Source organism: Micromonospora kangleipakensis, from assembly GCF_004217615.1.
GTDB classification, from domain to species: Bacteria; Actinomycetota; Actinomycetes; order Mycobacteriales; family Micromonosporaceae; genus Micromonospora; species Micromonospora kangleipakensis.
This window is the reverse complement of sequence record NZ_SHLD01000001.1, coordinates 276,519-293,144: the sequence shown is the minus strand read 5'-3', so window position 1 is coordinate 293,144 and position 16,626 is coordinate 276,519. Positions and strand designations below refer to the sequence as shown.

Here is a 16,626-nt window from a genome sequence, read left to right as displayed (position 1 = left end):
GGTCCCCCCGGTCGGTGCCACCGCGCCGGCCCCCGCCCTCCCGAGGAGCGCCATGTCCGCCGACGCCTCCGCGGCCGCCACCGACCGGCCCGAGCCGTCCGGGCGCGTCGACGTCGAGCGTCGGCAGGGCGGCGGGGTGGTCCCCCCACCGCGTTCCGCCCCCGCCGTCGAGGCCGATCCGGCAGCGGCGACGGAGCCCGCGGATCGGGTCGGGTCGGCCGAGGACGTCCCCGCCGACGGACCGGCGGCGGAGGCCGGGCCGGCGGACGGGCTCACCGAGCGGGAACGGCGGATCCTCGCCTTCGAGCAGCAGTGGTGGAAGCACGCCGGGGCCAAGGAGCAGGCCATCCGGGACACCTTCGGGCTCTCCGCGACCCGCTACTACCAGCTGCTCAATGCGCTGCTCGACCATCCGGCCGCGCTGGCCGCCGAGCCGGTGCTGATCGGCCGGCTGCGCCGGCTTCGCTCCTCACGCGCGCGCAACCGGCGTCGCTGACCGGTTCACTTCTCGTACGTGCGCAGCCCGTTGCCGACGGCGAAGAAGGTCGGCGCCCACTCCAGGGGGTCGGTGGTTGCCCGCATGGCCCCGGCCGAGCCGGGTAGGCGGGCGGCGACGGAGGGAGCGAACGGATGGGGGCACCAGACCGCCGGTACCCGATCGGGAGCCGGCCGGCGCGGCCGGTCGGGGTGGCGCCGATGATGCGGGTACGTTCCGCCTCCGCCGCCGCGCCGGGCCGGCTGGAGAACGAGGACGTGGTCTTCCGCCTCGGCCCGCTGGTCGGGGTGCTCGACGGGGCGACCGTGCCGGAGGGCTTCGACACCGGGTGCGTGCACGGGCCCGCCTGGTACGTCCGGCACCTGGCCGCCCGGATCGGTCTGGCGCTCGCGGCCCGCCCGGCGGCGACCCTGATGAGCAACCTCGCGGCGGCCATCCTGGCGGTCCGCGCCGACCACGGCGGCGACTGCGACCTCGGCCACCCGGGCACGCCGTCCGCCACCGTGTGCCTGCTCCGCGAGGGCGGCGACCAGGTGGACTACCTGGTGCTCTGCGACAGCCCGCTGGTGCTGGACGCCGGCGCCGAGGTGAGCGTCGTCTCCGACGAGCGGCTGGACACCGCGATGGCGGAGCTGCGCCGCACCGCCGCCGACCTGCCCGGCGGCGAGGTCGATCCGCTGACCCGGTTCCGGCAGGCGGTCATGGTGCAGCGGGAGCGGATGAACCGGACGCACGGCTACTGGGCGGCCGCCGCCGACCCGGACGCCGCGTACCACGCGGTGACCGGGACGCTGCCGCTGCGCGGACCCGGGGCGTTGCGCCGGGCGGCGCTGCTCAGCGACGGGGCGTCCTGCGCGGTCGAGCAGTTCGGCCTCTTCGACTGGGCGGGGTTGCTGGACGTGACCGCCGCCGAGGGGCCGGAGGGCTTGATCGCGCGGGTCCGGGCCGCCGAGCGCGACCACCCGGACCGGCTGCGCCGGCACAAGCGGACCGACGACGCTTCGGTGGTGTTCTGCGAGTTCGACCCGGCGGACTGACGCGGGCGCGTGACAACTGAGCGTGAGGCAGGACACGGAGGCGGTCCGACCGGCCGGTACCTTCCGCCGGACCGGCAGTCCCCGCCCGAAGGGCTGGACTCGGGCCGGTGCGGGCGGCAGACTGCGGCACGTGGCGGGTGCGGTACGGCTTGAGCCGGTGGACGAGCAGAACCTGGAGCCGTTGCTCTCCGTAGCGGCCGCCGAGGCGGAGCCCGAGGACGTGATGCCCCCGGTGGACGCCCCGGCCGGCTGGTCGCTCGCCCGCCGGGAGGCGTTCCGCGACTTCCACCGAGCCAGCTTCGCGGGCCTGGACGGCCCCACCCGCACCCGGATGTACGCCATCCTGGCCGCCGGCGAGGTGGTGGGGATGGTCCGGATGACCCGCTGTGATCAGCCCGGCACCGTGGAGACGGGGATGTGGCTGGGGCGGTCGGCCCGGGGGCAGGGGCTCGGCGCGGCGGCGCTGCGCGAGCTGCTGAACGCGGCCGCCGCGGCCGGCATGCGCACCGTCGTCGCCGAGACGACGCCGGACAACGCCGGTGCGATATCGGTGTTGCGGAAATGCGGCGCGCGATTGCGGGAGGATGCCGGCAAGGTGCGCGCGGAAATGTGTCTGGATTCGGCCCTGCCGGCTCTCTGAGTACTTTGCTTGCCTTGCGTCGGCTATCGGCTTGTAGCTGGTCAGAGCGGTTCGTCTGACCGATTTGCGAAGATCATCCGCCACCGTGACGGCCCATCCGAATACCCGGTGACGGGCCCTGCAGGAATTGCGGGGAATGTTTCGCGGATGGGCCCTGGGGTACTGCCGGCCGGGTCCGCTAATACGGGATGCCCGGTCGCAGGCCCATTTCGCGCTATTCCCCGGAGCTGTCTTCCGGCCTGCCCCAACATAGCGGTGTCCGCGTCCCCGGGGAGCGAAGGAGAACCGATGAAGAGCGGAACACGGGTCGCGCTGGCGGTGGGGTTCGGGTATCTCCTGGGCCGCCGCAGGAAGCTGCGTACCGCCCTCACGCTGGCCGCCGCGGTGGCCGCGGGCCGGGCCAGCCAGAACCCTGGCGGGCTGCTGAAGTACGGCACGGACCTGCTGAACTCGTCCACCCAGCTGGGCAACCTCTCCAAGCTGGGCGCCCCCCTGGCCACAGCCGGCAAGGCCGCGGCGACCGCCGCCGCCGGCAGCGGCATCGATGCCCTCAGCGGGAAGCTGCGCGGCAGCGCGGACGCGCTGCGCCGGAAGTCCGGCGGGGGCCAGCCGGAGGAGGACGCCGCCGTCGAGGAGCGGTCGGCGCCCGACGAGGAGCAGGAGCTCGCCGAGCAGCCCGAGGCCGGGGACGACTACGACCGCGACGAGCGGCCGGTCGTGGCGCGTCGGCAGCGGGGGCGATGACCATGGCGGCCAATCCCAACCTCGCGGACCGGGCGCGCGACCAGCTCGGCGGGGAACTGCGCAACCTCGCGAGCGCGATCGGCGAGCGGGCGGTCCAGGTGGTGACCGAGCGGCTCACCGGCGCCACCGGCCGGCTCAGCGAGTACGCGAAGGCCGGCGGCGGGCCCGGCCTGATCGCCGCCGCCACCGGCGCGCAGAAGCTCGCCGAGGGGCACTCCCCGATGAAGGCCATGTTCCATGCCGGCCTGGCCGGCGGTAAGGAGAAGTTGATGTCGACGTTCGGTGGTGGCGGCGGCAAGGGTGGCAAGGGCAAGAAGAAGCTCAAGGTCACCAACATCGTCGAGGCCATCGAGGTCGGCGTGCCGGTCCGGGTCGCGTACAACCAGTGGACGACGTTCGGCGACTTCCCGAGCTTCATGAAGAAGGTCGAGCAGGCCGACAACGAGTCCGACGAGAAGATGACCTGGAAGGCACAGGTCTTCTGGTCGCACCGGAGCTGGGAGTCGACCATCGTCCGGCAGATCCCGGACCAGCTGGTCCACTGGCGCTCGAAGGGCGAGAAGGGCTCGGTCGACGGCACGGTCAGCTTCCACGAGGTCGGCCCGAACCTCACCCGGATCCTGGTCGTGCTGGAGTACCACCCGCAGGGGCTGTTCGAGCACACCGGCAACCTGTGGCGGGCCCAGGGCCGACGGGTGCGGCTGGAGCTGAAGCACTTCGTCCGGCACGTGATGACCCAGACCGTCCTGGACCCGGACTCGGTCGAGGGCTGGCGCGGTGAGATCAAGGACTCCCAGGTGGTCAAGGACCACGAGACCGCGCTGCGCGAGGAGCAGGAGCAGCGCGAGCAGGAGGAGGCGGGCCGGGCGGAGGAGCCCGAGGAGGAGCGCGAGGAGCGCCGGCCGGCCGAGCGCCGCCGCCGCCCGCCGCAGCGGCGTCGTCCCCCCGAGGAGGAAGAGGAGTACGAGGCCTACGAAGAGGGCGAGGACTACGACGAGGGGTACGAGGGGGAGGAGCCCGAGGAGGAGCAGCCGCCGCCGCGTCGCCGGCAGCCCGAGCGGGCCCGCCGCCAGCCGCCGCGGGAGGCGCGGGAGCCGCGCGAGGAGCCGCAGCGCCCCCGCCCGGCGGCCCGACGTGCCCCGGAGCCCCCGCGTCGTCCGGTGGTCCGCCGCCGGCGTGAGGAGCGTGGCGAATGACGATCGCGACGAGCGGCGGCGAGGCCGGGGGCGCCCTGGAACGCGGGGGCGCCGCCTCGGGTCTCGCCGACGTGGTGGAGACCGTGCTGGACAAGGGCGTGGTGATCGACGCCCAGGTCACCATCGGCGTGGTCGGCATTCCGTTGGTGGAGATCAACGCGCGGGTCGTGGTGGCGAGCATCGAGACGTACATGAAGTTCGCCGAGATGACCGACCGGCTCGACATCTCCCCGAAGGAGGGTGCCGGTCTCTCCGGTCTGGTCGGCGATGTCACGGGCGCGGCCCGGCAGGTCACCGCCGGCCTTAGCGACACCGTCGGCGAGGCCGGCGGAGCCGTCCGGGAGTTGGGCGGCACGACAGGCGAGCTGGGCCGGACCGTGACCGGCGAGGTCCTGGACGCGACCGGACGCGAGCGGCCCCGCCGACGACGGAACGAGGAGCGCTGAGATGGCAGACGAGACCGGGTTGTTCATCTACGGCATCGTGCCGTCCGACGTGGAGCCGACCTCGGACGCGGCCGGGGTCGGCGACCCGCCGGGCGAGGTGACGGCGGTCCAGCACGGCGAACTCGCCGCCCTGGTGAGCGAGGTGGGGCTGGAAGAGGCGTTGGGCCGCCCGGCGGACCTCACCGCGTACCAGACGCTGCTGGACGGCACCGCCGCGGTGGCCCCGGTGCTGCCGGTGCGGTTCGGCACGGTGGTGACGGGGGAGGACGCGGTGATCGACCTGCTCGAGGCGCACCACGACCGGTTTGCCGACGCCCTGGCCGAGTTCGACGGGAAGCTCCAGTACATCCTGCACGGTCGCTACGACGAGCAGGCCCTGATCAGCAGGGTGCTCGCTGACAACCCGGGCGCCGCCGAGCTGGCCGGACAGGTGCGGGGCCAGCCGGTGGAGGTCACCCGGGAGCAGCGGATCCGGCTCGGCGAGATCATCGCCCAGGCGGTGGAGCTGCGCCGGGAGGCGGAGAACGCCCAGCTGATCGACGCGCTCACCGGAGTGTCGGTGGCGAATGTGGCCCGGCCGCCGAGCAGCGAGCTGGACGCCGTGCACGTCGCCTTCCTGGTCGAGGCGGACCGAGAGGCCGAGTTCATCGACGCCGCCGAGGAGTTCGCCGAGCAGCGCCGGGACCTCGTGCGGATGCGGCTGCTCGGCCCGCTCGCCCCGTACGACTTCGTCAGCGCGCACCAGTTGGCGGAGTGAGCAGATGGACATCCTCTGGGGGCTGCTGACCCTGCCGTACGCCCCGGTGCGGGGGCTGACCGCGGTGGTCAAGGTGATCGCCCGGGAGGGGGAGTCGCAGCAGCACAACCCGGTGAACATCCGGCGCGAGCTGGAGGACCTGGACCAGGCGGCGGCGGCCGGCGACATCACGCCGGAGGAGCGGGACCGGGGACAGCAGCAGGTCCTGGACCGGCTGACCACGCCGGCCGGCGGCGCGGGGCATACCCGTCCCGAGGCCGCCGGCCGACGGCAGCCGCCGGCCGGCCGGGAGACCGGACGGCGACGGACCGCCGGTCGACGGGCTGACCAGCGCGGGCGAGGGGAGTGAGATGACGGCAGCACGCATCCGGGGCGACGGCGACCGGGAGCGCTGGCGCGACCGGGGCGCCGGCGACGACGGCGGCCGGTACGCCGACGAGGAGTACGAGGAGGTGTCGGCCGCCGAGGCGGCCCGGGAGGGGTTGCGCCAGATCGTCGGGCTGACCGGCAAGGACCCGCTCGGCATCACCTCGATCCAGCCCACCGACGACGGCTGGCTGGTCGGGGTGGAGGTGGTCGAGGACCACCGGATCCCGGCCTCGACCGACCTGCTCGGCCTCTACGAGGTCGAGCTGGACATGACGGGCAGCCTGCTCGGCTACCGACGGTCCCGCCGGTACCAGCGCGGCAAGGGCGACGGGGGCTGAGATGACGATGCCGCGGACACCCTCGGTGGTGCAGAACTCGGCCCAGGTCCTGCCGGCCGGGAACGAGCCGGCGAACCTGGGCGACATCCTCGAACGGGTGCTCGACCGGGGCATCGTCATCGCCGGTGACATCCGGGTCAGCCTGCTCGACATCGAGCTGCTGACGCTGAAGCTGCGGCTGGTCATCGCCTCGGTGGACACCGCGCGGCAGATCGGCATCGACTGGTGGGAGCACGACCCGTGGCTCAGCTCGCGGGCCCGCCCGCCTGTCGAGCCGGGGCCGCGCGACCCGGAGGAGGTGGAGGCCTCACGGCGGCCCCGGGTGGCCGCCCGCGCCGAGCTGGAGGAGCCGAATGCGTACGACCGCTGAAACCACGCCGACGGCTGACGCGCCGGAGACCGGCACGGGCGTCTGGCTGCACGTCGTGACCGCCGACGTCGACCCGGCCACCCTCTCCGGGATCACCGGGATGGACGGCGCCCCGGTCCGCCCGGTCCGGGCCGCCGGCCTGACCGCCGTGGTCAGCGCCGCCCCGCTCGCCGAGTACGGCGAGGCGGCGCTGCGCCGCAACCTGGAGGACCTGGCCTGGCTGGAGCGGGCGGCGCGGACCCACCACACGGTGGTGGACGCCCTGTCGCGGGCCGGCGCGGTGGTGCCGGCCCGGCTCGCCACGGTGCACCGCGACGACGACCGGGTGGCCCGGGTGCTCACCGAGCGGCGCGACGAGCTGACCGGCACGCTGGCCCGGCTCACCGGCCGCGAGGAGTGGGGCGTCAAGGGGTACGTGGTCCCCGGCGCGGTGCCGCGTGGCGCGGAGCCCGAGGCTGGGGGCGGGGCCGGTGCGGCGTACCTGCGGCGGCGCAAGGCCCAGCTCACCGCCCGGGAGGAGGGGCAGCGGGTCGCCGCCGACGCGGCCGCCTCCGTGCACACCGCGCTGACCGGATACGCGGTCGCCGCCCGCCGGCACGCCCCGCAGGACCGGCGCCTCTCCGGCGCGGCCACTGCGATGGTGCTCAACGGGGCGTACCTGGTCGACCGGGCCGCTTTCGACGGCTTCTCCGAGCTGGTCGGGGCCCTCGCCGACCGGCACCCGGAGCTCCGGCTGGAGCTGACCGGGCCCTGGCCGCCGTACTCCTTCGTGGCCGAGCCGCCGGCCGAGCCGGCGCATACCGGGCGGGAGCCGGCGTGACCGCCGCACGGAGGCCGGCATGGCGCTGACCTCGCTCGCGCCCAGCAGCGCCGACGACCCGCTGGCCTACCGGCCGGTGGCGCTGGTCGACCTGCTCGACCGGGTGCTCGCCACCGGGGTGGTGATCACCGGGGACATCACCCTGGCGATCGCGGACATCGACCTGGTCCGGATCTCGCTGCGCGCGCTGATCGCCTCGGTCGGGGCGCTGGCCCCGCCGGAGCTGCCCGACGCGACCTCGGGGCCCGTCCTGGAGGTCGAGCCGTGACCGAGCGGGACGAGGCGGCGGACCTGGCGGCGGCGCTGGGGGAGCCGCGGTGGGAGGCCCCGCGGGTCCGCCCACTGGACCGCCGGCTCGCGGTGGACTCCGACTCGGTCGAGCGCGGCCTGGCCAGCCTGGTGCTCACCGTCATCGAGCTGCTGCGCCAGCTCATGGAGCGGCAGGCGCTGCGCCGGGTCGACCTCGGCGACCTCACCGAGGAGCAGATCGAGCGGGTCGGCGCCACGCTGATGGCCCTGGAACAGCAGATGGCCCAGCTCCGCGAGTACTTCGGCCTGTCGCCCGAGGACCTCAACCTCGACCTCGGCCCGCTGGGCCCCCTGCTACCCACGGACTGACGGCGGGGCAGCCGCAGCGGAAACCGCTGCCTACCCTGCCGCCGTGACCGTCGGACCCGTCCCTGACGCGTGCGGCACCGCAGGAGGCCGGCAGGCGAACAGGTCTCCTGAGGGCGACGCGCGGGACGCCCTCTCGGAGCGATCCGTCAGCGCCGCTGCTTGGCGTACGCGGCGAGCCAGGCGACCTGGGCGGGATCCAGGGAGGGGCGGACGCGCCGGCGGGCGGCCTCGACGTGGGCGGCGGTGACCGTGGCGGCGGTCAGCGACTCACGCATCGCGGCCAGGGCAGCCTCCCGGACCAGGGCGGCGCAGTCGGCCGCCGAGAAGCCGGCCAGCTCCTCGCCCAGCGCGGCCAGGTCCACGTCCGGGGCGAGCGGCACGTTCCGGGACGCGGCCCGGAGGATCTCCCCCCGGGCCGGTCCGTCCGGCGGCGGCACGTAGACCAGCCGTTCCAGTCGGCCGGGGCGGAGCAGCGCCGGGTCGACCAGGTCCGGTCGGTTCGTCGCGCCGACCACCACCACGTTGCGCAGCGCCTCCACCCCGTCCAGCTCGGTGAGCAGGGCGGCGACCACCCGGTCCGTCGTACCGCCGTCGGTGGCCTGACCGCGGACCGGGGCGAGCGCGTCCACCTCGTCCAGGAAGATCAGCGTCGGCGCCGCCTCGCGGGCCCGGCGGAACAGCTCCCGGACCGCGCGTTCGCTCTCGCCGACCCACTTGGAGAGCAGCTCCGCGCCCTTCACCGAGAGCACGTTCGCCCGGCCCGAGCCGGCCAGCGCGGTGACCAGGTATGTCTTGCCGCAGCCCGGCGGGCCGTAGAGCAGCACGCCCCGGGGTGGCTGCACACCCAGCCGGGCGAAGGTGTCCGGGTAGGTCAGCGGCCAGAGCACCGACTCGGTCAGCGTCTCCTTCACCTCGACCAGGTCGCCGACGTCGTCGAGAGTGACCGAGGCCAGCTCCAGGGTGGACGCGGCCATCGTGGTCGGCCGGACCACCTCCAGCGCGGCGGCGAAGTCGTCCATCGCCACCGTCGGCGTCTCGGCCGTCTTCTGCCGCAGCGCGGCGCGCACCCCGGCCTCGCGGACCAGCGCCGCCAGGTCGGCCGCGACGAACCCGGGGGTACGCCCCGCCACCTCGTCCAGCCGGACGTCCTCGGCGAGCGGCACCTGCCGGGTCAGCACGGTGAGCTGCTCCCGGCGCAGCGCCTGGTCCGGCAGGGGAACGGTGATCCGCAGGGAGAGCAGGTCCGGGGCGCGCAGCGCCGGGTCCACCGCCTCCGGCCGGCTGGTGGTGCAGACCACGGCCCCGCCGGCCCGGACGGTCTCGGCGAGCACCTGCCGGAACACCGTCGCCACCGGCCCGGGGCCGTCGGCCGGGGCGAGCGCCTCCACGTCGGTGACCAGCAGGACGGCGGGGCCGTCCCGGCGTACCGCGGCGGCGGCCTCGCGCAGCCGGCGGGCCGCCGCCTCGTTGCTCAGCGCGGCCACCTCCGGCGCCCAGACCGGGCAGACCCGGGCGCGGACCCGGGCGGCGACCGCGCGGACCAGCGCCGCCTTGCCGGACCCGGCCGGCCCGCTGACCAGGACGCCGAGTGAGACGGTGGTGCCGAGCCGGCCGAGCACCTCGCGGTGGTGGAAGCCCAGGTCGAGCAGCTCGGTCAGCTCCTCGGCCTGCGCCCGCAGCCCGGGCAGTTCGTCGACGCTCGGCGCCTCCTCCGCCCCGACCAGCTCCGGCGCCCCGGCCGGACCCGACGACGGCGCGCCGCCGGCCCGGTCACCTGGCGGTGGGCCGGTGAGCCGGCCGGTGGGGTCCTGGCCGACCGGGCCGGAGCCGCGGGTGGCCGGGCCGTGCTCCCAGCCGACCACGCTGTCCATGGTGACCAGCGCGCCGGCGTCCGGCTCGACGGCGGTGACGGTGAGCAGGGTGCTGGTCCAGGCGTAGCCGACGGTGTTGGCCAGGCTGCGCCGGGCCGCCTCGACCAGGCTGCGGACCGAGGCGTCGGGGAGCACGTCCTGCGGCAGCAGCGAGACGTCGTCCCCGGCGGTCACCACCTTGCCGAGCAGGGCGAGGCGCAGCATCTCGGGGGAGACCGCGGCGACGATCTCCACCGGGCCGGTCAGGGTGACCCGACGGGCGGGGGTCACCGGCAGCGGGCTGACCGTCACCTGCCCGCCGTCCCGGACGCCGAGGTTGCCCAGCAGCAGGTCGTCGGCGTACAGCAGGGCGGTGCTCGCGGTCGGCCCGGCCGGCGCGGCGATCCCGGCGGTGACCCGCCGGCCGGCCAGCCGGACCGGGTCCCCGGGGCGCAGCGCCAGCGCGGTCAGCACCTCGGGGTGCAGGCGGACGACGCCACGGCGGGCGTCCAGTGCCGCCGGCCGCAGGCTCGCGGTCAGGGTCAGGTCGGGTTCCGCCACCCGCCCGACAGTAGCCGCCGGCGCCACGCCGTGCCGGGCGGTGCCCGCCCGGCGGGCGTCAGAGCGGCCCGGTGTCCTCCAGCAGCGACGGATCGCGTCGGATCATCTCGGCCAGCCGGGCCGCCGGGTCCGCGCTCAGCCCGTCCTGCCCGGGGGCCGGCACGGTCTTCACCGACATCGGCCAGACCGGCGGCGGGGCGACCGTCGCCTCCGCGCCGACCGTCACGTCCGGCCCGGCCCAGGAGACCCGCAGCGGGTACGCCTGCCCGTCGTGCTCCACGCGCAGGGTGACGACCAGTCCGGGGTGCTCGGCGACGACCTGGCGGACCGCCTCGGCCACCTCCTCCACCGGGTCCCGGTCGACCGGGCGGGTCCCGCCCCGCAACCGGTACGCGCCGTGCCCGTCCCGGGGTGACCCGGCCGCCGCGGGCTCCTCCTCGGCGGCCTCCTCGCCCGGGCCGCCCGCGCGGCGGCGCAGCGCCTCCTCGCGGCGGGCCAGCCGGGCCAGTGTCTCGTCCAGATCACCTCTCATCACGTCCACCCCTTTCCATGAAACGGGTCGAACCGACGGTCGGTTCAGGCACCCCTCTCCCGGGTCGCCCGGTCCAGCGCGCGGTCCAGGACGACCAGCAGGGCATCCCGGACCGAGAGCCGGTCCCGGGCGTCGAACTGCACCAGCGGAACGTGGTCGCCGATCGCCAGCGCCCACCGGATCGCGGCCAGGTCGTGCGCGAGCCGCCCGTCGAAGGCGTTCACCCCGACCACGAAGGTCAGCCCAGCGCGCTCGAAGAAGTCGACCGCGGGGTAGCAGTCGTCCAGCCGGGCGCTGTCCACCACCACCAGCGCGCCGAGCGCGCCCCGGGCCAGGTCGTCCCACATGAAGCCGAACCGCGCCTGCCCCGGCGTGCCGAAGAGGTAGAGCTTGAGGCTGCGGTCGATGGTCATGCAGCCGAAGTCCATCGCCACCGTGGTGGTGGTCTTGGTGCAGCGTACGCCGGGGTCGTCGACGCCGATGCCGGCGCTGGTCATCTCCGCCTCGGTGGTCAGCGGGGCGATCTCGGAGATCGCGCCCACCGTGGTGGTCTTGCCCACGCCGAACCCGCCGGCGATCAGGATCTTCACCGGGATCGGCGGCCTGGTGGCCGGGGCGCCCGCGGTCGCCGGGGCCGGCGCCGCCGGTGGCCGGTACGGCGGCGGCGCGGGCTGTGGGGCCGGCGGTACGGCCCGGCCGGCGGCCGCGCCGGGTCCCGCCGGCACCCCGTACCGGACGGCGGCGCTGTTGGCGGCGAGCCCGCCGGTCGCGGCGGCGGGCCATTCAGGAGATCGCACGGAGTCCATCAATCACTCGCAGGACGATGTCGGGGTCAAGGGCTTCGGCGGCGCCCGCGTGCACGTCGAGGTGGCCGGCGGCCCGCAGGTCACCGACCAGCACCCGGGTCACGCCGAAGTGCATCCGCGTCCGGGCGGAGATCTCCGCGACCGAGATCGGGTCGGCGCAGAGCGCCACGATGGCCTGGAGTTCCGGGGCGAGCCGAGACGACACCGCCCACGACCCGCTCTCCGGCCGGGCGGTCACCTGGGTCTCCAGCCCGATCGCCGGGTCGGCGCCGGCCACCCGCCCGGCGGTCAGCACGAACGGACGCGGGCCGCTCGGCTGTCCGGGGTCCCGTTCGGCCTCGTCGGCGGGGTGGGGCGGGGCCGCGGGCGCCGGCTCGCCGGCCGGGGAGGGCGACCGCAGGTAGGGACGGATCCAGACGCCAGGTTCCGGGTCCGGTTCCTCGCCGGCCACCTCCAGGGTCATTGCTGTACGGCGTTCTTCAGCTCGGCGATGAGTCGCGGGCTCAGGGCGCCGCCGGCCCGGCCGGCGAAGAGGGTCATCTCGTACGCCACCGTGCCGAGGTTGGCCGACCGGTCGGCGACCACGCCGAGCACCGAGCCGCTGCTGATCGCGCTGATCAGCAGGTAGCCCTCGGCCATGTCGACGATCACCCGGTTCAAGCCGCCGAGCGCGTACCAGCTGGCCGCGCCCCCGGCCAGGCTGGTCATCCCGGAGACCACGGCGGCGAGTCGCTCGGCGTTGGATCGGTCCTTGATGGAGGACATCGCCATCAGCAGCCCGTCCGAGGAGACCGCGATCGCCTCCATCACGCCGGCCGTGCTGGAGGTGAACGAGTCGAGGAGCCAGTTGAAGGTGCGGGCCTCCGGGCTGAGTTCCCCGGTGTGCTGGTGGTCGACGTTGTCGTGCAGGAAGGGACTGGTCACCGTGATGATCCCTCTTCGTGGCGGTGGTGGTCTGGACCGACTTCGCGCAGCGCGCGGGCGACGCCCGCCTCGAACTCGGTGATGAGGTTGCGGACCTCGGCCGGGTCTCCGGGGTGCTGGCTGGTGACCGGCGCCTGGGGCGGGGCGACGGCCAGGTTCGCCCCGGGCACCCGTCGGCTCAGCCGGGGCCGGTCAGGGGTGGGCTCGACCGGGGCGGCGGTCCGCTCGGCGCGGCGTACCCCGGCCTGGAAGTCCTCCACCAGGGCGCGGACGGCGGACGGGTCGGCGCGGGAGGCGTCGACCGGCCCGGCCACCGGGACGGTCCGCGGCAGGCTGGCGCCGGGCACCCGCTGGCGGATCACCGGCCGGCCGCCGGACGCCGCGCCGGCGACCGGGGCGTCCACCGGGTAGGCCGGCGGCGGCACGGCCGGAACCGGCCCGGCGGGCGGCGTCGCGACGGGCGGCGTCGCGACGGGTGGCGTCGCGACGGGGGCCGGGCCGGCGGGGGTGGGCGGCGCGGCCGGCGCTCCGGCGGCCACCTCGGGGGCGGCGCCGAAGGCGTTCCACGACTCCGCGGTCTCCAGGCTGCGGGTGGCCCGGCTGAGCAGCACCGAATCGAAGCCCGGCTGGTCCTCGACGGCCGGCGGGACCGGGGCGGCGATGAGCGCGCGACCCGGGCGGGTGAGCGCGCCGAGCCCCCGCCGGTCCCGGGACGGAACGGTGGCGCGGGCCACCGTGACGCCGGCCCGCTCGGGCCGCCGGACCACCAGCAGCGCGGCGGGGATCTCCAGCCGGGCGGTCACCCCGCCCCCCGCGGTCGGGGCGAGGTCCACCGTCCAGCCGTGCCGGCGGGCCAGCCGGCCGACCACGAAGAGCCCGAGCACCTCGGTCGGGGCCAGGTCGAGCCGTTCCCGCCGGGTGAGCCGGGCGTTCTCCTCGGCGAGCCGCTCCTCGGTCAAGCCAATGCCCCGGTCCACCACGGTCAGCCGCGCCCCGCCGTCGGTCAGCTCGCCGCCCACCATCACCCGGGTGTGCGGCGGGGAGAAGGCGGTGGCGTTCTCCATCAGCTCGGCCAGCGCGAGCACCAGGTCGCCGACGGTGGCGGGCGCCGCCGACACCCCCGGCGGGACCTGCACGTCGACCCGGGTGTAGTCCTCGATCTCGCCGAGCGCCAGGCGGACCACGTCGGCGAGCTGCACCGGCGCCACGTGCCCGTCGGTGCCGCCCGCGCCGGAGAGCACGACCAGGCTGCCGGCGTTGCGGCGCAGCCGGCTGGAGATGTGGTCGAGCCGGTACAGGTGCTCCAGCCGCCCCGGGTCGGTCTCCTGCCGTTCCAACCGGTCGATCAGCGCGATCTGCCGGCCGACCAGGTTCTGCGTACGCCGGCCGACGTGGCCGAACATCTGCGCCACGTTGCGCCGGCCGGCGACCTGCCGTTCGACCAGCCGGGCGGCGGTGCTCTGCACCCGTTCGAAGGCGCGGGCCAGGTCGCCGATCTCGTCCCGGCCCCGGACCTCGATCGGGTCGAGCCGGACCGGTTGGCCGGCCTCGGACTCGTCGTCGACCACCCGGACCAGCTCGGCCTCGGCGACCCGGGCAACCCGGTCGGCGGAGCGGGTGAGGCGGGTCAACGGCCGGGCCACGGTCCGCGCGACGGCCATGCTGAGCAGCACCACGATCAGCAGGATCAGGGTGGCCGCCGCGCCGACCAGCCAGGCCGCGGTGAGCGCGTCCCGCTGGTCGGTGGTGGTCTCGGCGATGACGTCCGCGACGATCTTCTTCTCCACGAACTGGCCGAGGGTGATCATCGAGCGGACCGACGGGAAGAGGGCGTCCAGCGGCACCGCGGCGATCGCCGCCACCGGGTCCTTGACGCTGTCGACGAGGAAGGTGGGGGTGGTCCGGGCCGTCACCGCCGCGTCGTCCAGCATGGCCAGCTGGTACTGCTCGGCGGTGATCAGGCTGCGGAACCGCAGGTTGTCCACCTGGAGCGCGGCCATGCAGGCGATGTAGGCGGCGGCCGCCGTCGGGTCGCCGGTCGCCTTCACCAGCACGATCAGGGTGGCGCAGGCGCCCAGCCCCTCGTCGGCGCGGAGCAGCCCGTCCAGCGCGAGCACCTGCCGCCCGGCCGAGGTGTTGGTGTCCACCTGGAACGGCAGCCGCAACGCCTCGATCAGCGCCATGTCGACCGGGCCGAAGGCGTCCATGATCTGGGTCGGCGTCGCCTTCCCGGTCAGCACGGCCGTGCGCAGGTCGGCCAGCTTGCGTACGGCGTCGAGGGCGGCGGCGACCCGGTCCGGGAGGCGGTCGGCCCGCAGGTCGGCGACCCGGTCGTCGACTGCGGTCGACTTCCGGATCAGCTCGGTGCGGGTCACCCGGCCGAGCAGCAGGCCGACCGAGAGCAGCCGTTCCTGCTGGAGGTCCTGGACGAGGCTGCCGATCCGGCTGGCGACCCGGACGGTGGCGGCGATGTCGCCGGCCCGCTGGGCGGCGGCCACCCGGTCGAGCACCACCGGCACGGCCAGCCCGACCATGCTGAGCAGCGGAATGATCACCAGCAGGGCGAGCTTGCCCCGGATCCGGAGCCTACCGAGCAGCATCGAAGGGCCCCCACCGCTCGGGTTCGCCGGGCCGGCCCGATCCGACCGGTTGGAGTTGACGGGGCTCGGCCGGCGGCTGCCACGCCGGCAGCGCGCCCGAGTCGTCGCGCGCCCGCCGCTCGTCGGCCGCGCGCCAGCGGGCCCGCAGGTACGCGCCGATCAGCACCCCGATCAGGACGACGACCAGCAGGCCGGCGAGCGCGGCGGCGGCGACGGCCAGCAGGCGGTCCCGGTCGAGCCGGTCGATCCGCTCCTTCAGCAGGGCGTCGAGCTGGTCCAGGATGACCGGCTGGAGCTGCTTGGCGGCGGCCTGCGCGTTGAGCCGGGCGGCGGCCACCTGGGCGGGGTCGGTCGGTCCGCTGCCCGCCTTGCCGGTCGGCGCGGAGAGCGCGGCGAGCGCCTCGACGGAGCGCTGGTAGGTGTCGAGCGGGGTGAGCACGTTCGCGCCGAGGTCGGTGCTCTCCGAGTTGTCCACCGCGGCCCGCAGGTCGGCGACCAGGTCGGTCGCCGGTGCGAGGGCGGCCACCCGGAGGGCGGCCAGTTCGGCGAGGGTCTGCGGCCGTTCGGCGGCCGGGCGCTGCGCGGCCAGGGCGGTCAGGTCGGCGAGCCGGCCCGCCGCGACCATCGCCTCGGGCAGGTCGCGGCCGATGCCGTCCTGGAGGAAGAAGGAGTCGGACTGCGGGTCGCGGATCAGCCCGGAGCTGTCCCGGATTTTGCGGTGCAGGTCGAGCAGCAGGTCGGTGACCTCCCCGTACGCGGCGAAGGCGGCGGTGGGGTCGGTGAGCCCCCGGTCGGGCAGCGCCTCCAGCTTGGCGCGCAGCCCGGACCAGCGTTCGTGGCTGCGCAGCTCGTCCCCGACCGCGCTGTCGACGCTGGTCGCCTGCTCGACCGCGGCGGTCAGCGCGTCCCGGGAGACCGGCCGGCCGGTGACCGCGGCGGTCTGGGCGTCCACCAGCGCGTCGGTGACCGGGCCGAGGGCGCGCAGGTACTGCACGCCGAGCCGTTCCCGGGTCGCCAGGTCGCGGTCGTCCCCGGTCAGCCGGTGCGTCTGGGCGAAGAGCAGCCCCACCGGGGCCAGCAGGGCCGCCACGAGCAGCAGGGGCAGGACGCGGCCCGGTACGGAGGGCCGTCGACGGACCCGCGGCGCGGGGACTGTCATGGTCTGTCTCCTCCGGCGACGGCGGGGGACTCCTCCGGTGGCGGGGGTCGCCGACGCAGTCCCGTACACCGGACCGGAAAACTAGTCGACCGGCGCGGGGGTGTGACTGCCATCGTTGAGTCAGCTTGGCGTCACTTCGAGCGATGTCACGGTTCGTTGACCTTGCGGCCACAGAGCGTCCCGCGAGTCATGCATCATGGACGCATCGGAGGCGGTTTATGCGACTACATGTGAATTGACGCGATCCGAATTCATCTCGCTGGGATTCTCTGGACGTTGCGCGGTCGATCGGACTCGCCAGGCCGATCGGACCAACCGGACGGACGTACGGCGGATCTCAGGCAACGCTCAGGATCCGGCCCG

20 protein-coding genes are annotated in these 16,626 nt (G+C 75.3%); 13 read left to right on the top strand and 7 right to left on the bottom strand.

The window, feature by feature from the left end:
* The first annotated feature begins 52 nt into the window (after positions 1 to 52).
* The 13 genes from EV384_RS01495 to EV384_RS01435 all read left to right on the top strand — a co-directional run bounded on the left by EV384_RS01495 (position 53) and on the right by EV384_RS01435 (position 7,831).
* Entirely contained in the window at positions 53 to 496 is a 444-nt protein-coding gene (locus tag EV384_RS01495) for a DUF3263 domain-containing protein (RefSeq protein WP_130329392.1), read from the top strand.
* A 134-nt stretch (positions 497 to 630) separates the two neighbouring features.
* Positions 631 to 1,533, top strand: coding sequence for a hypothetical protein (locus EV384_RS01490; RefSeq protein WP_130329390.1), 903 nt, complete (start codon positions 631 to 633; stop codon positions 1,531 to 1,533).
* 130 nt (positions 1,534 to 1,663) lie between these two features.
* Complete coding sequence (locus tag EV384_RS01485) at positions 1,664 to 2,173, top strand: GNAT family N-acetyltransferase (protein ID WP_130329388.1); 510 nt, start codon at positions 1,664 to 1,666, stop codon at positions 2,171 to 2,173.
* A gap of 288 nt (positions 2,174 to 2,461) precedes the next feature.
* Entirely contained in the window at positions 2,462 to 2,917 is a 456-nt protein-coding gene (locus EV384_RS01480) for a hypothetical protein (protein WP_130329386.1), read from the top strand.
* A gap of 2 nt (positions 2,918 to 2,919) precedes the next feature.
* Positions 2,920 to 4,113, top strand: a complete 1,194-nt coding sequence (locus EV384_RS01475) for an SRPBCC family protein (RefSeq protein ID WP_130329384.1) — start codon at positions 2,920 to 2,922, stop codon at positions 4,111 to 4,113.
* Complete coding sequence (gvpJ, locus tag EV384_RS37515) at positions 4,110 to 4,559, top strand: gas vesicle protein GvpJ (protein WP_130329382.1); 450 nt, start codon at positions 4,110 to 4,112, stop codon at positions 4,557 to 4,559. Before EV384_RS01475 ends, gvpJ begins: the two co-directional genes overlap by 4 nt.
* A 1-nt stretch (position 4,560) precedes the next feature.
* Entirely contained in the window at positions 4,561 to 5,316 is a 756-nt protein-coding gene (locus EV384_RS01465) for a GvpL/GvpF family gas vesicle protein (RefSeq protein ID WP_130329380.1), read from the top strand.
* A gap of 4 nt (positions 5,317 to 5,320) precedes the next feature.
* The gene (locus tag EV384_RS01460) at positions 5,321 to 5,665 is read left to right on the top strand and encodes a gas vesicle protein GvpG (RefSeq protein ID WP_130329379.1); all 345 of its coding nucleotides are present in this window, start codon (positions 5,321 to 5,323) and stop codon (positions 5,663 to 5,665) included.
* Between the two features lies 1 nt (position 5,666).
* Positions 5,667 to 6,023 (top strand): gas vesicle protein GvpO, encoded by a 357-nt coding sequence (locus EV384_RS01455; protein ID WP_130329377.1) that lies wholly within the window; start codon positions 5,667 to 5,669, stop codon positions 6,021 to 6,023.
* 1 nt (position 6,024) lies between these two features.
* Positions 6,025 to 6,393: a gas vesicle protein gene (locus EV384_RS37510; protein ID WP_242623899.1), complete on the top strand. Its 369-nt coding sequence runs from the start codon at positions 6,025 to 6,027 to the stop codon at positions 6,391 to 6,393.
* On the top strand, positions 6,377 to 7,213 hold the full coding sequence (locus tag EV384_RS01445; RefSeq protein WP_130329375.1) for a GvpL/GvpF family gas vesicle protein: 837 nt from the start codon (positions 6,377 to 6,379) through the stop codon (positions 7,211 to 7,213). Before EV384_RS37510 ends, EV384_RS01445 begins: the two co-directional genes overlap by 17 nt.
* Before the next feature lie 19 nt (positions 7,214 to 7,232).
* Entirely contained in the window at positions 7,233 to 7,481 is a 249-nt protein-coding gene (locus EV384_RS01440; protein ID WP_207232212.1) for a gas vesicle protein, read from the top strand.
* Positions 7,478 to 7,831: a gas vesicle protein K gene (locus EV384_RS01435; protein WP_242623898.1), complete on the top strand. Its 354-nt coding sequence runs from the start codon at positions 7,478 to 7,480 to the stop codon at positions 7,829 to 7,831. The genes EV384_RS01440 and EV384_RS01435 overlap by 4 nt, the downstream gene beginning before the upstream one ends.
* 146 nt (positions 7,832 to 7,977) lie before the next feature.
* On the opposite strand, the gene EV384_RS01430 is transcribed toward EV384_RS01435, so the two are convergent.
* The 7 genes from EV384_RS01430 to EV384_RS01400 are packed head-to-tail and all read right to left on the bottom strand — an operon-like array spanning position 7,978 to position 16,263.
* Positions 7,978 to 10,242: an AAA family ATPase gene (locus tag EV384_RS01430; RefSeq protein WP_130329373.1), complete on the bottom strand. Its 2,265-nt coding sequence runs from the start codon at positions 10,240 to 10,242 to the stop codon at positions 7,978 to 7,980.
* Between the two features lie 58 nt (positions 10,243 to 10,300).
* A complete protein-coding gene (locus EV384_RS01425; protein ID WP_130329371.1) occupies positions 10,301 to 10,774 on the bottom strand; it encodes a hypothetical protein in 474 nt (157 codons plus the stop codon).
* Positions 10,775 to 10,818: 44 nt separating this feature from the next.
* Positions 10,819 to 11,580 (bottom strand): GTP-binding protein, encoded by a 762-nt coding sequence (locus tag EV384_RS01420; RefSeq protein WP_207232211.1) that lies wholly within the window; start codon positions 11,578 to 11,580, stop codon positions 10,819 to 10,821.
* The gene (locus tag EV384_RS01415; protein WP_130329369.1) at positions 11,558 to 12,043 is read right to left on the bottom strand and encodes a DUF742 domain-containing protein; all 486 of its coding nucleotides are present in this window, start codon (positions 12,041 to 12,043) and stop codon (positions 11,558 to 11,560) included. The genes EV384_RS01420 and EV384_RS01415 overlap by 23 nt, the downstream gene beginning before the upstream one ends.
* A complete protein-coding gene (locus EV384_RS01410; RefSeq protein WP_130329367.1) occupies positions 12,040 to 12,504 on the bottom strand; it encodes a roadblock/LC7 domain-containing protein in 465 nt (154 codons plus the stop codon). The genes EV384_RS01415 and EV384_RS01410 overlap by 4 nt, the downstream gene beginning before the upstream one ends.
* A complete protein-coding gene (locus tag EV384_RS01405; RefSeq protein WP_130329365.1) occupies positions 12,501 to 15,104 on the bottom strand; it encodes a sensor histidine kinase in 2,604 nt (867 codons plus the stop codon). Before EV384_RS01405 ends, EV384_RS01410 begins: the two co-directional genes overlap by 4 nt.
* Positions 15,091 to 16,263, bottom strand: a complete 1,173-nt coding sequence (locus tag EV384_RS01400; RefSeq protein ID WP_130329363.1) for a hypothetical protein — start codon at positions 16,261 to 16,263, stop codon at positions 15,091 to 15,093. Before EV384_RS01400 ends, EV384_RS01405 begins: the two co-directional genes overlap by 14 nt.
* Positions 16,264 to 16,626 lie beyond the last annotated feature (363 nt).

Coding starts and splice junctions, on each gene's coding strand:
- EV384_RS01495 (WP_130329392.1), top strand. CDS start 53: ATGTCCGCCGACGCCTCCGCGGCCGCCACCGACCGGCCCGAGCCGTCC.
- EV384_RS01490 (WP_130329390.1), top strand. CDS start 631: ATGGGGGCACCAGACCGCCGGTACCCGATCGGGAGCCGGCCGGCGCGG.
- EV384_RS01480 (WP_130329386.1), top strand. CDS start 2,462: ATGAAGAGCGGAACACGGGTCGCGCTGGCGGTGGGGTTCGGGTATCTC.
- EV384_RS01475 (WP_130329384.1), top strand. CDS start 2,920: ATGGCGGCCAATCCCAACCTCGCGGACCGGGCGCGCGACCAGCTCGGC.
- gvpJ (WP_130329382.1), top strand. CDS start 4,110: ATGACGATCGCGACGAGCGGCGGCGAGGCCGGGGGCGCCCTGGAACGC.
- EV384_RS01465 (WP_130329380.1), top strand. CDS start 4,561: ATGGCAGACGAGACCGGGTTGTTCATCTACGGCATCGTGCCGTCCGAC.
- EV384_RS01460 (WP_130329379.1), top strand. CDS start 5,321: ATGGACATCCTCTGGGGGCTGCTGACCCTGCCGTACGCCCCGGTGCGG.
- EV384_RS01455 (WP_130329377.1), top strand. CDS start 5,667: ATGACGGCAGCACGCATCCGGGGCGACGGCGACCGGGAGCGCTGGCGC.
- EV384_RS37510 (WP_242623899.1), top strand. CDS start 6,025: ATGACGATGCCGCGGACACCCTCGGTGGTGCAGAACTCGGCCCAGGTC.
- EV384_RS01445 (WP_130329375.1), top strand. CDS start 6,377: ATGCGTACGACCGCTGAAACCACGCCGACGGCTGACGCGCCGGAGACC.
- EV384_RS01440 (WP_207232212.1), top strand. CDS start 7,233: ATGGCGCTGACCTCGCTCGCGCCCAGCAGCGCCGACGACCCGCTGGCC.
- EV384_RS01425 (WP_130329371.1), bottom strand. CDS start 10,774: ATGAGAGGTGATCTGGACGAGACACTGGCCCGGCTGGCCCGCCGCGAG.
- EV384_RS01420 (WP_207232211.1), bottom strand. CDS start 11,580: ATGGACTCCGTGCGATCTCCTGAATGGCCCGCCGCCGCGACCGGCGGG.
- EV384_RS01415 (WP_130329369.1), bottom strand. CDS start 12,043: ATGACCCTGGAGGTGGCCGGCGAGGAACCGGACCCGGAACCTGGCGTC.
- EV384_RS01405 (WP_130329365.1), bottom strand. CDS start 15,104: ATGCTGCTCGGTAGGCTCCGGATCCGGGGCAAGCTCGCCCTGCTGGTG.
- EV384_RS01400 (WP_130329363.1), bottom strand. CDS start 16,263: ATGACAGTCCCCGCGCCGCGGGTCCGTCGACGGCCCTCCGTACCGGGC.